A 16,205-nucleotide genomic window follows, 5' to 3' on the forward strand; every position below is an offset into this window, starting at 1 on the left:
TCCCCCTAATGTTTTACCCTTTTTGGTTTATTTTGAAGCAGTCGCAACTGCCAATGCTAATGAATATACTTTTGTTTCTGCTGAATCAGCACGAGATGTTAAAACAATCGGTGCTTTTGCGCCAGCAATCATTGCTCCTACTTTTGCATCCGCAAAGTATACGAGTGATTTATATAGCACATTTCCAGCTTCAATCGTTGGGACGAGTAAAATATCTGCCTTACCTGCTACATCACTTACTATGCCTTTATGCTCTGCTGCAATTTGTGATACTGCATTATCTAAAGCAAGTGGTCCATCAACGATACAATCTTTAATTTGTCCGCGGCGATTCATTTGTGTTAACATCGCTGCATCAATTGTCGCCTGCATCGCTGGATTCACAACTTCTACTGCTGCGATTGGTGCCACTTTGGGCAAGTCGATTCCTATTGCCTGGGCAACTTCTACAGTATTTTGTATAATAGCAGCTTTTTGTGTTACGTCAGGTGCGATGTTCATCGCTGCATCTGTAACGAAAATAAGACGGTCGTAATTTTGAACTTCAAATGCTGCTACATGTGAAAGTACGCTACCTTTACGTAGGCCCCACTCTTTGTTTAACACAGCCTTCAAAATATTTGCTGTTGGGATGTTCCCCTTCATAAGCACATCTGCTTCACCATTTCTCACAGCTTTAATAGAAAGTTCTGCAGCTTCAGCACTAGACATTGCTGCAATCACTTCAACATGTTCTGAAGTTTGTAAACCATGTTCTTGTAGCATCCCCATTATTTTTTCTTGATTTCCATATAGACGAAATTGAGCTAGCTGTAATTTAATTGCTTTCGCTACAGCTTCAATTACTTCATGATCTTCAGCTACTGCTACAGCCACAGTTTTTTTAGGCTGTCCTGCTTGATCAATTAAGTATTCTAACTTCATATTTTGTAATCAACCCTTTCCGTCGTCCCTCGTCCATTTATAAAGCAAATACCGTGCCAACTTTTAAAAGTGGTCTTACCAATAATGAAAACGTATTCAAAATGCAGTAAAATCAATACTTTGGAAAATAACGAAAAATTCCGTCTTATCTTGTCGCTTTTTGCATACCATGCAATAAATTGCACGGTATGCAATTTATTGCGTGCTATTTTTTGCATGGTTATACTTTTCTAGCTTGTAATATAAATTTCGAACGGAAATTCCTAACGCTTTTGCAGTTTGTGTTTTATTCCCATCAAATCTCTCCAAATATTCATAAATAATATTCCCTTCAAACTCTGTCACTAAATGTTCAAGTGGCTTTTCTTCTAATTCAGGTAATAAATGAGATTGCTTTGACTCCACCTGCTCTTCGTTATGTAATGGCGGTAAATGGTGTACATCAATATAGGTCTCGTTATAATTCATAAAGATAATAGCTCTCCCCAAAATATTTTCAAGTTCCCTCACATTTCCTGGCCATTCGTATGATTGTAAATATAAAACGGCTGAATCAGTGAGCCCTTCTACATTACGACCGTAATCTTGATTAATTTTTTGAATCAACCTGTCCGCAATTGTCGGTATATCTCCTTTACGTTGACGAAGAGATGGAATTTGAATTGGGATTTTATTTAATCGATAATATAAATCCTCCCTAAACTTCCCTTCTAGAATAGCCTTTTCTAAATTCACATGTGTCGCTGCAATTACTCGAACATTAATAGGTATCGCTTTCGTTCCACCAACTTTTACAATTTCTTTTTCCTGCAATACACGAAGGAGTTTCGCTTGTGTATTTGCAGACAACTCCCCTATTTCATCTAAAAAAATACTACCGTTATTCGCTTCCTCAAAGAACCCACGTTTCCCGCCTCTTTTCGCTCCAGAAAACGCCCCTTCCTCATAACCAAATAATTCACTTTCTAACAACGTCTCCGAAATGGCCGCACAGTTTACACGGACGAACTTATTGTATTTTCGATTACTTCCATTATGGATTGCATGTGCAAACAATTCTTTACCAGTCCCAGATTCCCCGCGTAACAGTACTGTTGCTGGTGTATTCGCTCCTAGCTTCGCCTGTTCGATAGCTGCAGTTGTTTCATCTGAATTTCCGACAATATCATCAAATGAATATTTCGCTTCTAATGTGCGAATAATTTGCCTTGCTCTATTCAATTCATTTGTTAATTTTTGAATTTCCGACACGTCACGGATAACGCCGACGCTTCCTTTCAATATTCCATCCACAATAACTGGTGCTACGTTTACAATTACATCTCGCTTTTTTTGCCCAATCTTCATATGTATTCCGCGCACCGCACGACGCGTTCGAAGTACTTTCATATGCATACTTTCGCCTTCTACAATATCAGTTGTAGCAGGCTTCCCAATAATATCTTCTTCTGTTAAACCCGTTAATTTCGTATATGCCGGGTTAATGACTAAACCTCTTCCTTTTTCATCCACAACTGAAATCGCTTCTTCAGATGAGTTAATAATTGCCTCTAATAGTGTTTGAATTTCTTTTAAATCTGTAACTTCTTCCGCAAGATCTACAACTTCTGTTATATCTTTAAAAATTGCAAATGCCCCTTGCACCTCTCCGCCTTCTTTTAATATTGGAATACGCGTTGTAATAATTTTCTTTCCATTCTCTAATGTCAGTTCATAATTTACTTCTATTTGTTTCGTACGTATAATGCGAAGTAATTTACTAGTTGGAATGACTTCTAAAATATATTTTCCTATCGCCTCTTCTTTTTTATATCCGATAATACGCTCTGCACTTTTATTAAAAAGACGAACTTGTCCCTCTCGATCAATTACGATCATGCCGTCATGTGTAGAATTTAAAATTAATTCTCCTTGTTGCGTTTGTTCCTCTAACTGCCCAATTAGCCCTTCCTTCTCATGCGCTAATCCTGTAACAATTTTTGCGATATCACCTGGTATAAGAAGAGTGTCTTTTTTCTTTTTTTCCAATAAAACTTTATGTACATCATCTTCACCTGTCATATCAAATATTACATCAATATGCATAGAAAGAAATGGAGTTACACTTTCTCCAATTGCAATCCCGTATTCCTTAGCAATTTGTAATCCTTTTGCCAATGGATTTATATCAATAATCCCTATAATTTGAAATATATTCGAACTTTGTAACAGATTCAGCAGTGCGCTCCCGCCTTCACCTGCACCAACAATTAATACTTTTTGTTTCATATATTACACTTCCTCTCGAAGTAACTCTGCAAATTTTTTCACACCCTTATCTTACTCGTTCAGCACCCTCTTGACAAACCCCTTTCCGTATAACATCATTAAAATATACGAAATAATCTGAAAAGGAGTATTATGTATGCAGCGTTACGTTGCTCTACTATTAGCACTCATCCCTATTTCATTAGCTGTATTTGGTATAAAGTTAATGAGAGATACGGTATTCGGGATTCTATTTCCACCAATTTCTATACTGTGGTTACAATTTTTAATCGGCGCTCTCTGCTTCGCGCTCGGCTTTTATATCTTTGGTGGCTTCGTCTTGCACCGAGATCGCAAACGAAATAAAGTACAAGCTCGCTTTAGAAGATAGGAATGCCCCACTATTTATAAATAAAAAAATGAGACCGTTACACGCGGTCTCATTTTTTTATTGGCAATAACGTTCTTGCCGTTTCAGGGTAATCAGTAATAATCGCCGATATATTCATATCAAAATATTTACGCATAAGCGTTTCTTCATTAATTGTATAAGGGCGAACCTCTACACCACTTTCCATCGTTAGTTCGACAATAGCATCTTGAAGGTAACGATAATTCGGATGTACTGCTGTAGCCCCCATTTTTTTCGCGTATGCCCACGGACTATGCAAACCTTCGCGATATAAAATTGCTGTTTGAATATCAGGAGCCATCATATGGCACCGTTTCATACTGTAGTGATTAAACGAAGAAAATACAACACGATCCTCTAAACTAAATTTCCGTACAAGCGTTATAACTTCTTCCTCTAAACCTCTGTATGGAATTTTATTATTTTTAAGTTCAATATTAAGTAGCAAACTCGTTTGTTCAAGCCATTCTAATACCTCTTCTAAAAGTGGTATTTTACAAAAACCTACTTTATCACCAAATTTATAACTTGCATCTAACTTACATAAGTCCTCATATACATAATTCCGAACCGCACCTTTTCCATTTGTTGTCCGGTCCACCGTTTCATCATGAATGACGACAACTTTCCCATCTTTCGTTAATTGAACATCAAGTTCAATTCCATCCGCTCTAAAAGACTCAGCCGCTTCAAATGAAATCATTGTATTTTCTGGGTACGTTCCAGCCGCACCACGATGTGCGAATATAAGAGTCATCCTCACTCCCCCAATCTTATGCTATACTATACGAAAAAGGAGGTACTTCTATGAAACCATTACAAATTTCTCCAGACACTGCAGTCCGCTTATCAAAAGCACTAGGTGTTCCACTTGAACAACTCATGCATATGCCGCAGCACATTTTAATTCAAAAGCTAGTTGAATTAGAAAAACAAAATAAAGACGAAGAATAATACAGTCCTGTTTTGCAGGACTTTTTATTATTTTCTATTATATCATGGATGCCTTTCCTACTAAAATCCTTTAACAGATGTGCTACGATGCAATTTAGCCGTCCCTTCATCCTTTAATAATGAATCACACCTTTTCTTTTTTGTTACATGTAATAAAGAAAGCAGACCATTTATTTATAAGTTCCCATTGCGTCCTAAAAACACGATCATAAAAAAACTAGAAGCCCTTTATATTATTTTTTATTGAACGTGCGGAGCATCCCCTGATTCGTACAATTCTTTCGCTTTTTCCTCCCCGAATGTAGTTAAAATATAATGTTGCTCTTCTAACGCATCCATTGCTCTAGTTGCTTTACAAATGCTATCTTCTTGAGCATCCGACAAATAACTGTGATCTTCTACAATTTTACTAAAATCCTTTTGTACCCATCTATTAGCAATTGCTAATAGCTCATTTTTCTTCGCAAAGCTATTCTTATTTATAATTTCTTTTAATTTTTTAGCATTATTTTGAATAATTGGGATAGAGCCCGATTTTCGTCCTGCCACCACTTTTTGATGAGTCATGCGATGCATTGCTGTAATGACTTCTCTTTCAGTAGAATTTTCAGTAACATACACATCAACAAAGACTCCATCTATCTACTATTGTTTGGTCTTCTTTTTTATCTATTTGAGCACTCTCTTCTTTATCTACTGGATTATGGGCAAGTTCTAACATTCCAAATGTAACTGCAATAGCAAGAACTCCCATAGCTGCTACTATTCCTAGCCAAGTTGAAATTTTATTTTTCATTCCCCTTCTCCCTATCTATATCTATTTAATTGCCTTATAAAAAACTCACTTACATGTAATATTACTAAAAGTAGGTTTTATTTTCCATGATATCAAATAGTCTCTTTTTCTCAACAAAATAAAAAGACCAACGAATTATAACATTCATTGGTCTTTCATTAAAAAGTTTATTGATTTTAAAATTACTATTGAGCATAGAGTTCCAGCATGCATCGGTTTTACTAAAACGAAAACCCTTTGGTACTTCTACTCTCAGCTAGCTTTATGTTCAAGTCTCAACTTATCCGCAACCATTGCGATAAACTCAGAGTTCGTAGGTTTTGCTTTTGACATGGATACTGTATAACCAAATAAGGACGATATAGAATCAATATTCCCACGGCTCCACGCTACTTCAATTGCGTGACGAATTGCGCGCTCCACACGGCTCGCTGTCGTATTATATTTCTTTGCGATATCTGGATACAATACTTTCGTAATCGATCCTAATAATTCGATATCGTTGTATACCATGGAAATCGCTTCTCGTAAATACATATATCCTTTAATATGAGCGGGTACACCAATTTCATGAATGATACTCGTAATACTCGCATCTAAGTTTTTCGGTTTTCCATCTACTGTTGTTGCTGATCGGAATGATGGTAGTGGACGTTTAATCATAGCGTTTGCTTTACCACTCACTTGACGAATATGACTTGTTAAATTCTCCATATCAAATGGTTTTAATATGAAATATGAGGCACCTAAGTCAACAGCTTTTTTCGTCACATCTTCTTGCCCGAATGCCGTCAACATAATTACGCTAGGCTGTTTTAACCTTTCAATATGTCGCATTTTTTCCAATACAGCTAAACCGTCTAAGTGTGGCATAATAATGTCTAAAACGAGTACATCAGGTTGCTTATCTGTTAATAAGTTTAAACACTCTTGACCATTATAAGCAGTACCGATTACTTCCATATCATCTTGAGCGGCTACATAGCTCTCTAACATTGATACTAGTTCTTTATTATCATCCACAAGACATACTTTAATTTTCTCCACAGCTTTTCCTCCCTTACCGAATCGATTCTCCGACATGTGTATCCTTCTAGGCTACATGAATTGTTCGACAATTGTGTGAAAATTCCCTTTTAAAGTTTCTTACTTTCCGATAAAATCACAAAAAAATATGTTTATCGTTCATTTATTCCCTTTCGCAACACATTCCATCATAGAAATACAACGAAACGTTCAACCCTTTCCTTTTATTTTACAACAAAAAACACCTCTTGCGGAGCTTTTACAAAATTTCAACGAATTTTTCAACAGAAAAAGCGAGCTAATAATATATATTAGCTCGCTTTTTTCTCTTGATCATAAATATTAATTCCAGCTTGATGTAACATCCATTCAATATGAACACCATATCCTGATGTTGGATCATTTACAAATACATGTGTAACAGCACCAATTACTTTTCCATTTTGTACAATTGGACTTCCACTCATTCCTTGTACGATACCGCCCGTTTTCGCTAATAGACGTTTATCTGTTACTTTTATTACCATACCCTTTGTAGCTGGGAATTTTTGCTGCACTGTACTAACAACTTCAATATCAAACGCCTCTACTTTATCTTGATTAATAACTGTTAATATTTTTGCTGGTCCTTCTTTTACTTGATGAGATAATGCAATAGGCATTGCTTTATCCATTATACCGTTTTTCATATTCGTCTTTAATTTTCCAAAAATACCATATGGACTATTAATTGTAATATCGCCAATCACTTCACGGTCTGGTGAGAATCTTGCTAATTTCTCTCCTGGATTCCCATGACTACCTCTTTCAATCGATGTAACTGTCGAGCGCATAATTTGTCCATCTTCGACTTGAATCGGCTTTTTCGTATCATTATCAGAAATAACATGACCAAGTGCCCCATATTTCATAGAATCTGGATGAACAAATGTCATCGTTCCAATTCCAGCTGCCGAATCACGGATATACAAGCCAATTCGATAAGACGATTCACCGTTGTCTTTTTGTGGAGTTAGCTTCGTACGAATATATTTTCCATCTCTTAACAATACAAGATTAAGCGGTTCACCTGTTTCTCCACTATTATGAATAAACGGTGCTACATCACTCATTCTTTCAATTGTTTTACCATTAATTTCAGTAATCATATCTCCGATTTGTACACCTGCTGTTTCACCAGGAGATATTTTACCTTTTTCAGTTTGAATTAAATGATGGCCTACAACAAGTACACCTTTTGTATTTAATTTCACACCAATTGATTGTCCACCTGGAATCACTTTAAAATCTTTTAACACTTTCACATTTACTTTTTTCACTGGAAAACCAGCAAGCTGAAATACCATATCAGCTTCACCATTTTGATGAGAATTTACCATAAGTCCTTGTTTTTGTTCATTCGAACTCACTGTAAATACATGACGATTTGTGGATGAAGCTTTGAAAACTGGTAATGATGATATTTCTGATTGTTGTCCTTCAAAAACAACAAGTTGTTTCGGTGATGAAATAAACGTTCGAAGCGGTTTAAAACATCCAATAAAAACTAAAGAAACAAGGAGACAAAGACCTATTATTTTTCGAAATTTTTCTAATTTCAACTTGTTCACTCTCCTCGCTCCTACCCCACATTCAGCCTCTTGGCTTCACTTTTTAATCTCTCCTTGCAATGCTTTATTTATAACCGGAAGAATTAAGAAATCTTCATTTGAGAAAAAAAGCTATCCATTACTGGATAGCCTCTGCTGTCTGTTTAAAATGATGCGCTTGCGTAAGTAATTCTTTCGCATGCTCTGTCGTTAAATCTGTAATTTCCACACCAGAAATCATTCGAGCTATTTCTGTTACTTTATCCTCCATAGTTAAAACAGTAACCGAAGTAATTGTCCGATCATTCGCTACTTGTTTTCGAATAAATAAATGCGAATCCGCCATTGAAGCTACTTGAGGTAAGTGCGTAATACAAAGTACTTGCGAGTTTACTGATACTCGATAAATTTTTTCTGCAATAGCCTGTGCGACCCGGCCACTTACACCCGTATCCACTTCATCAAAAATAACAGATGCAACCCCTTGATGCTTAGAAAAAATGCTTTTTAAAGCTAAAATGATACGAGATAACTCTCCTCCAGAAGCAACCTTTGAAAGTGGTTTTAGCGGCTCTCCTGGGTTCGTTGAAATATAAAATTCCACATGATCGTAACCGTCCGCCGTAAGTCTTACCGGTGCACCTTCCACAAGGGGCTCTTCTGCATTTCCTTCTCTCTTCATAATTCTCACTTCAAATTTCGTTTTTTCCATATATAATTCTTTTAATTCCTGATGAATTGCATTTGTAAGATGTTCTGCAAGCTCATGACGCATATTACTTAACAACGTTGCTTCTTTCAGAATAACACTTTCTAATTCCTTCAACTGTTTCTTCGTCGTTTCAATATGAACGTCTTTATTTTCAATCGTAAAAATTTCCTTTTCAATTTTATCAGCATACGCTAAAATCTCTTCTACAGTATTTCCATATTTTCTCTTTAGCATACGAATTTCATTCAAACGTGTTTCGATTTCATCTAAACGATTTGGATCATATTCCATCATATCGAGCTTTTCTCTCAGTTGATAGGCAACCTCTTCTAATAAGTAATAACTATTTGCAATTGAATCATGATTCTCTTGATACACTTCATCTAAATGTGTAATACTTTCCATTTGCCCCATTGCACTTCTTACATTATCTAATCCTTGTCCGTCGGCACTTAACGAACGATATGCATCACCTAATGCTTTATAAATCTTTTCAAAATTAGAAATTTGTAATCGTTCCTCAGTTAATTCATTTTCTTCATCCAGCTTTAAATCCGCCTTGCGAATTTCTTCATGCTGAAACTGAATTAAATCTAAGCGATGTGCCATTTGTTGTTCATTTTCACTTAACGATTTCAATTGTTTTTTTAATTTTTCATAGTCAGCGTATACGTTTTGATATATATCTAATTGTTTAACGATTCGATCCCCATCAAAATGATCAAGCATAAACAGATGTCGTTCTTCATTCATTAAATCTTGCGTTTCATGCTGTCCATGAATATCAACAAGTGTTTTCCCAATTTCTTTTAATATGCTAAGTGTAACAAGCTTCCCATTTACACGACATACACTCTTCCCGTTCGCAGCAATATCACGCTTTAAAATAATCATGCCATCTTCTATTTCTATATCTAACTCTTCTGCCTTTTCAATACATGGATGCTTCTCATCTTCAACATAAAATAACCCTTCAATCTCAGCCTTTTCTGTTCCATATCGAACAAATTCTGCTGACCCACGGCCACCTACAAGTAAACTAATTGCATCAATAATAATCGATTTTCCGGCCCCTGTTTCACCGCTTAAAACCGTTAAACCTTTTTGAAAAGAAATATTTAATGCTTCAATAATAGCAAAGTTTCTAATCGATAATTCCGATAACAATGCCCCATTCACCTCGTTATAAAATAATCCCTTACTAAAGGATTTTCTCAGTTCTTCATTCAAATAATCATGCTATATATTTGTATGTATATACTCTTCTAACCCGCTTCATTGTACCAAACATTTGTTTTACGGGTCAATCCATCTATTTTTTAACTTTATACACACAAAATATTATATTACAATTGAAAATTCATATTTTTAAACAATAAAAATATCTTGTTCACTTTCCACTTTATGATGGAAAGCAAACAAGATTTTTTGTTACAACATATTTAAGAAACGATCAGAGACAACACCTGTATCTTCAGGTGTACGGCAAATAATTAAGCAAGTATCATCACCACAGATGGTTCCGATGATCTCATCCCACTCTAAATGATCAATAAGTGCTCCAAGTGAATGAGCGTTACCAGGCAATGTTTTTAGCACAAGCATATGTCCTGCCGTGTCTAATTTTACAAATGAATCCACTAGATTTCGTTTTAATTTTTGTAACGGGTTAAATCGTTGATCTGCTGGCAAGCTATATTTATAGCGCCCATCATGTAATGGCACCTTCACTAAGTGCAATTCTTTAATATCGCGCGATACTGTTGCTTGCGTTACATTAAATCCCTCATTACGTAAAATATCAACTAATTCATCTTGTGTTTCAATTTCTTTGTTTGCAATAATTTCCCTGATTTTAATATGGCGCTGACCTTTATTCATACATTTGCACCTCACACTATCTCTTACCATAGTTTAAACATTGGTATACTTCACTTATTTATGTTAACTTATAATTCGTTTCTTGTACACAATTGTTTTTGCAATCATTATACAATTACAGCAAAAAGAGGAACAACGTATGTTATTCCCCTTTCCCTTTTTGTTTTAGAACGTCATGCGCTTCTGTAACAACTTGCTCTATAGAAATTGGAGAATGATTTTCGCCATTCTCACGTTCACCATGCCATTTCAGATGAATTAAAAATTCAATATTACCATCCCCACCCGTAATTGGTGAGAATGTTAAACCTTCCACATCATAGCCTTCTTTTAAAGCAAAATCGACAATCATTTCTACAACAGCTTCATGTACTTTTCTATCACGAACGATACCTTTTTTCCCAACTTGCTCTCTTCCAGCTTCAAACTGCGGTTTAATTAACGCTGCTACATCTCCGTTAGGCATAAGCATTGTTTTTAAAACTGGCAGTATAAGCTTTAATGATATAAATGAAACATCAATACTTGCAAATTGCGGTAAACCACGTTCTAAATCTGCTGGTGTCACGTAACGGAAGTTTGTTCGTTCCATTACAACAACACGCTCATCTTGACGTAATTTCCACGCTAGTTGATTGTATCCTACATCTAATGCATAAGATAATTTCGCTCCATTTTGAAGCGCGCAATCTGTAAAGCCACCAGTTGATGAACCAATATCTATCATAACTTTATCTTGTAAATCAAGATGAAATGTCTCTAATGCCTTTTCAAGTTTATAACCACCACGACTTACATACGGCATAACTTGTCCTTTCACCGTAATCTCAGTATCTTGCGAGATTTTCTCTCCTGGCTTATCAAGTCTCATCTCATTTGCATATACGAGTCCGGCCATAATGGCGCGCTTTGCCTTCTCACGCGTTTCTATAAGTCCTCGCTCTACTAATAGTACATCTACTCTTTCTTTTTTTACGCTCATTTGTTACGCCCTTTTTTGTTTTGATGGAATCATTGTATGAATACGGTCTACAACAGCATCTGTCGTTAAACCAATTTCTTCTAATAATTTTGTTACACTTCCGTGCTCTATGAAGCGGTCTGGAATACCCATTCGTTCAACTAATGCACTATGGTAACCATTTTCAGATGCAAATTCAACTACTCCTGTTCCAAAACCACCAATTAAACAAGCTTCTTCAATCGTTAAAATCGGTATATTCTTTCCTAGAAGATCATGTAAATATGCTTCATCCATTGGTTTAATAAAGCGAGCATTCACTACTTTCACTGAAACCCCAGCTTTTTCAAGACGCTCAGCTGCTTCCATTGCCATTGGTATTGTCGTACCAAACGTTAAAATAGCTGCTTGTGTACCCTCTTTTAACGTCTCCCACGTACCGATTGGAATCGCCTTTAATTCTTCATCCATATGAACGCCAAGTCCATTACCGCGCGCATAACGCAATGCGATTGGTCCATCTTCATATTGCATCGCCGTATAAACTAAATGTTGCCCTTCATTTTCATCTTTCGGCATCATAAGCACCATATTCGGCAAGTGACGTAAGAATGAGATATCAAATACGCCTTGATGCGTTTCACCATCTGCTCCTACTAATCCCGAGCGATCTATTCCGATGAAAACATTTAAATTTTGGCGGCATATATCATGAACAACTTGGTCATATGCTCTTTGTAAAAATGTCGAATAAATTGCTAAGAATGGCTTCATTCCTTGCGTTGCCATACCTGCTGCCATTGTTGTAGCATGCTGTTCTGCAATACCTACATCAATCATACGATCTGGGAATTCTTTTTGGAATTTCTCAAGTTTTGATCCAACAGGCATTGCAGGTGTAATTGCTACGATACGCTCATCTGCTCTCGCTAGCTTAAGTACTGTTTCACTAACGACAGCACTCCATGCTGGTGCAACTTCTTTCGGCTTAACGAAGTCACCTGATTCAATTTTATAAGGTCCTGTTCCATGCCAAGTACCGATAACGTCACTCTCAGCCGGTTTATAACCTTTTCCTTTTTTCGTAATAACGTGAACGAGTACTGGGCCTTTTGTTTTCTTTGCATATTGCAACGTTTCGAATAACTTTTCATAATCATGCCCATCGACTGGACCTAAATATGTAAAGCCTAACTCTTCGAAAAAGACACCAGATACTAGTAAATATTTAAGACTATCTTTTATTTTCTCTGCTGTCGCAGCCACTTTCCCGCCAACTGCTGGAATTTTCTTTAATATATACTCTAATTCATCTTTTACCCAGTGATATTTTCCTGCAGTACGTAAACGACCGAGTACATTATGAAGCGCACCAACGTTTGGTGCAATTGACATTTCATTATCATTCAAAATAACAATCATGTCTGTTTTTTCATGTCCAATATGGTTCAATGCCTCTAAAGCCATTCCGCCTGTTAAAGCACCATCTCCAATAATTGGTATAACATATTCTTTCGTTTTCTTTAAATCACGTGCCAGAGCCATTCCCATTGCAGCCGATAACGAAGTCGAGCTATGACCAGTTTCCCATACATCGTGCTCACTCTCGCAACGTTTCGGGAAACCACATAGACCTTGATATTGCCTTAATGTACCAAACTCTTTCGCGCGTCCAGTTAAAATTTTATGTACATAGGATTGATGTCCTACATCCCATAAAAATTTATCTTGCGGGCTATCAAATAATTTATGCAGAGCAATTGTGAGTTCTACTACACCTAAATTAGGTGCAATATGTCCACCTGTTTGAGAGAGCTCTTCAATTAAAAACTTACGAATATCCTCACTCAATCCCTCTAGTTCACTGATAGACATATCTTTCAAAAAACTAGGGTTTTGAATTTGCGTTAGATCCACATGGATCACTCACTTTCATTTCATAATCTGTCAACATGTCAAATATTATAAAAAAACATTTACACAAAACAAGAAATTCTCTTTTCTATTTTTCGTCTTGTCCCGCTATTAACCAGTCTATTGCGCCCTAATCCTATTATAAACCATATTTCTTTAGGCGATGAAAAAAATAGCCGCTAACACGAAGTGATAACGGCAATGTAATCTACATATATTTTTGCCAATAACAAGAAAAGAAAAACCTTTTCCTACATTTATATCATAAAATGATGAATGACTCAACAAATGAAAACGCTGTTATATTAGTTATTACGTTTTGCAATCAAATCACAAATAGATAGTAAATATTCATCTTGTAATTGCAAGGAGCTAATCGCACCTTTTGCTTCTGCAATTGTTTCTTCTAAAATATCCTTTGCTCTATCTATAGTAAACAACGTCGTATATGTGCTCTTTTCGTTAGAAAGATCGCTACCAATCGGTTTTCCAATCTCTTCTTCAGTTCCTTCGACATCTAAAATATCATCTCGAATTTGGAAAGCTAGACCGATATATTTAGCAAAAGTAAGCAACTTTTCTTCTTGCTCTTCTGTCGCATCAGAAAGTATCGCACCCGCAAGTACAGCAAATTCAAGCAGTTTTCCGGTCTTATGTTTATGGATGTACTCCAATTCATCAATCGTAAGGCGTTTCCCTTCCGCTTCCATATCTGCCACTTGTCCGCCAACCATTCCTTCTGGTCCTGCTGCTTTTGCAAGTTCAAGTACAAGTCTTACTTTTTTTTCAGCAGAAATTTCTTTTTGCTCATATGCCATAATAACTTGAAAAGCATACGTCAATAAGCCATCTCCTGCTAAAACTGCCATCGCTTCACCAAATACTTTGTGATTTGTGGGCTTTCCTCTTCTTAAATCATCATCATCCATACAAGGTAAATCATCATGAACTAACGAATATGTATGAATCATTTCAAGAGCACAAGCTGCACCTACTCCAAGATTTCTTTCTTTCCCAAACGCTTGTAATGTTGCAAACAAAAGTAACGGGCGGAGACGTTTTCCACCCGCTTCCAAAGAATATGCCATTGCTTCACGAAGTACATTTGGACATTGTAATTCATTTGCATAGCTTACAAGTTTTTCTTCTACGAAAGTTTTACTTTCTTTCAAAAAAGTATCAAAAGCAATCGTCACTATGCTTCATCTCCTAAAGCAGTAAACGGTTCAAGCTCTCCATCTTCCCCAAGAATAACTGCCATTTGTTCTTGTACATTCTTCAGCTTCTCATCACAAAGCTTAGATAATTCCATACCTTCTTTAAAATAAGAAATCGCTTCTTCTAAAGGTACGTCACCTTGTTCTAGCTTAGAAACAAGATGCTCAAGTTGCGAAATTGCCTCTTCAAAGCTTAATTTATTTTCCATTATTCAATTCACGCTCCTCTATGCCTGATACGCTACAATCTAGTATTCCATCTTGTAATTGAACTGAAACAGCATCTCCAAGGCTTACATCTTTCACACTTTTTAACACTTGCTTCTCTTCATCATATACAAGCCCGTACCCTCTCATCATTACTTTAAGCGGACTTAACGCTTCAAGTTTTTGAGCAGCTCTTACAAAGGCAAATTCTTTCGTTTGAAGTAACGTTTGCATTTCACGTTGTAATTGCTTTTGCAACGTTTCAACAGCTACCTTTGTTTGCATAATTTTTTGAGATGGGTGGTGCTTCTCTAAATAAAATGAAAGTTGCTTTAACTGATTCACCTTTTTATCAATATAGCGCTCTTTCGCTAAAACAAGCTGTTCTAGCGCTCTATCTAATTGCTCTTCCTTTTGCTCATATACTTGTCTTGGATAACGGAACGCATACGATTTTTGCAACACTTGTAGTTTTTCTTCTTTTTTATGTACTAACTCTCTCATCGCTCTTTGCAATCTCAGAGTTCTTTGTAATACCTTTTCTTGTAACTCTATAATGTTAGGTGCTGCCAGCTCAGCTGCTGCAGTCGGTGTTGGCGCGCGTAAATCTGCAACAAAATCTGCGATTGTAAAATCCGTTTCATGGCCTACTGCCGAAATAATAGGAATTTCACTCTTAAAGATTGCTCTTGCAACCATTTCCTCATTGAAAGCCCATAATTCCTCAATAGAACCTCCACCACGGCCAACGATTAGTACATCTATCTCTCCCATTTCATTCGCTGTACGAATCGCTTGTACAATCGAGGGAGCCGCTGACTCCCCTTGTACAAGTACCGGAAATACAATAACATTCCCAATTGGATAACGACGTTTAATCGTTGTTATAATATCACGAATCGCTGCTCCTGTTGGCGACGTAATCACACCTATTGTTTTAGCGTAAGGAGGAATTGCTTTTTTATAAACTTGAGAAAAAAGTCCTTCTTCTTCTAAACGAACTTTTAACTGTTCGTACGCTAAATGTAAATTTCCGACTCCGTCAGGCTGCATGTCTTGAATATAAATTTGATAAGAACCACTCGCCTCGTAAACAGAGATTTTCCCTTTCACGAGTACCTTCATCCCATTTTCAGGTTTGAATTTAATATTACGATTATGACCCGCAAACATAACCGCTGCGATTCTTGCATTTTCATCTTTCAATGTAAAATACATGTGGCCACGGCTATGATTTTTAAAGTTGGAAATTTCACCTTTTAACCAAACAGACTGCAAATGCGGATCATATTCTATTTTTGTTTTTATATAGCGTGTTAACGCTGTAACGGTTAAATATTGCTTCTCCATTTCTCTCTCCTCATA

General features: G+C 36.4%; 14 protein-coding genes and 1 pseudogene. 2 read left to right on the forward strand and 13 right to left on the reverse strand.

Annotated features, from left to right (window positions below):
* Positions 1-27 precede the first annotated feature (27 nt).
* A complete protein-coding gene (yqiS, locus tag BAQ53_RS19640) occupies positions 28-924 on the reverse strand; it encodes a phosphate butyryltransferase (protein WP_208906183.1) in 897 nt (298 codons plus the stop codon).
* 195 nt (positions 925-1,119) lie between these two features.
* Positions 1,120-3,192 carry a sigma-54 interaction domain-containing protein gene (locus tag BAQ53_RS19645; protein WP_000810969.1) on the reverse strand — a complete coding sequence of 691 codons (2,073 nt, stop codon included), beginning with the start codon at positions 3,190-3,192 and terminating at the stop codon, positions 1,120-1,122.
* A gap of 136 nt (positions 3,193-3,328) precedes the next feature.
* Here BAQ53_RS19645 and BAQ53_RS19650 point away from each other — a divergent pair, with 136 nt between their 5' ends.
* Positions 3,329-3,562 carry a DUF2627 domain-containing protein gene (locus BAQ53_RS19650; RefSeq protein WP_001190210.1) on the forward strand — a complete coding sequence of 78 codons (234 nt, stop codon included), beginning with the start codon at positions 3,329-3,331 and terminating at the stop codon, positions 3,560-3,562.
* A 49-nt stretch (positions 3,563-3,611) separates the two neighbouring features.
* Here the strand turns inward: BAQ53_RS19650 and BAQ53_RS19655 are convergent, their stop codons facing one another.
* Positions 3,612-4,340, reverse strand: a complete 729-nt coding sequence (locus tag BAQ53_RS19655) for a glycerophosphodiester phosphodiesterase (protein ID WP_000172585.1) — start codon at positions 4,338-4,340, stop codon at positions 3,612-3,614.
* Between the two features lie 50 nt (positions 4,341-4,390).
* Here BAQ53_RS19655 and BAQ53_RS19660 point away from each other — a divergent pair, with 50 nt between their 5' ends.
* The gene (locus BAQ53_RS19660; RefSeq protein WP_000803575.1) at positions 4,391-4,537 is read left to right on the forward strand and encodes a YycC family protein; all 147 of its coding nucleotides are present in this window, start codon (positions 4,391-4,393) and stop codon (positions 4,535-4,537) included.
* Between the two features lie 240 nt (positions 4,538-4,777).
* On the opposite strand, the pseudogene BAQ53_RS19665 reads toward BAQ53_RS19660, so the two are convergent.
* From BAQ53_RS19665 to xseA, 10 genes and pseudogenes are all read right to left on the reverse strand, one after another.
* Positions 4,778-5,333, reverse strand: a pseudogene (locus BAQ53_RS19665) (PRK06770 family protein).
* Between the two features lie 252 nt (positions 5,334-5,585).
* Entirely contained in the window at positions 5,586-6,380 is a 795-nt protein-coding gene (gene spo0A / locus BAQ53_RS19675; RefSeq protein ID WP_011110369.1) for a sporulation transcription factor Spo0A, read from the reverse strand.
* 290 nt (positions 6,381-6,670) lie between these two features.
* Entirely contained in the window at positions 6,671-7,969 is a 1,299-nt protein-coding gene (gene spoIVB / locus BAQ53_RS19680) for a SpoIVB peptidase (RefSeq protein ID WP_002164177.1), read from the reverse strand.
* Between the two features lie 118 nt (positions 7,970-8,087).
* On the reverse strand, positions 8,088-9,827 hold the full coding sequence (gene recN / locus BAQ53_RS19685) for a DNA repair protein RecN (RefSeq protein ID WP_000947761.1): 1,740 nt from the start codon (positions 9,825-9,827) through the stop codon (positions 8,088-8,090).
* 264 nt (positions 9,828-10,091) lie between these two features.
* Positions 10,092-10,541 (reverse strand): arginine repressor ArgR, encoded by a 450-nt coding sequence (gene argR / locus BAQ53_RS19690; RefSeq protein WP_001032581.1) that lies wholly within the window; start codon positions 10,539-10,541, stop codon positions 10,092-10,094.
* A 142-nt stretch (positions 10,542-10,683) separates the two neighbouring features.
* Positions 10,684-11,523, reverse strand: a complete 840-nt coding sequence (locus BAQ53_RS19695) for a TlyA family RNA methyltransferase (protein WP_000111872.1) — start codon at positions 11,521-11,523, stop codon at positions 10,684-10,686.
* Positions 11,524-11,526: 3 nt separating this feature from the next.
* Complete coding sequence (gene dxs / locus BAQ53_RS19700; RefSeq protein WP_000366452.1) at positions 11,527-13,419, reverse strand: 1-deoxy-D-xylulose-5-phosphate synthase; 1,893 nt, start codon at positions 13,417-13,419, stop codon at positions 11,527-11,529.
* A 302-nt stretch (positions 13,420-13,721) separates the two neighbouring features.
* Positions 13,722-14,612: a (2E,6E)-farnesyl diphosphate synthase gene (gene ispA / locus BAQ53_RS19705; RefSeq protein ID WP_000150373.1), complete on the reverse strand. Its 891-nt coding sequence runs from the start codon at positions 14,610-14,612 to the stop codon at positions 13,722-13,724.
* Complete coding sequence (xseB, locus tag BAQ53_RS19710) at positions 14,612-14,842, reverse strand: exodeoxyribonuclease VII small subunit (RefSeq protein WP_000428423.1); 231 nt, start codon at positions 14,840-14,842, stop codon at positions 14,612-14,614. Before xseB ends, ispA begins: the two co-directional genes overlap by 1 nt.
* Entirely contained in the window at positions 14,832-16,190 is a 1,359-nt protein-coding gene (gene xseA / locus BAQ53_RS19715) for an exodeoxyribonuclease VII large subunit (protein WP_000415249.1), read from the reverse strand. The genes xseB and xseA overlap by 11 nt, the downstream gene beginning before the upstream one ends.
* Positions 16,191-16,205: the final 15 nt, after the last annotated feature.

The sequence above is a fragment of the Bacillus sp. B25(2016b) genome (assembly GCF_001679765.1).
Classification (GTDB): Bacteria; Bacillota; Bacilli; order Bacillales; family Bacillaceae_G; genus Bacillus_A; species Bacillus_A thuringiensis_K.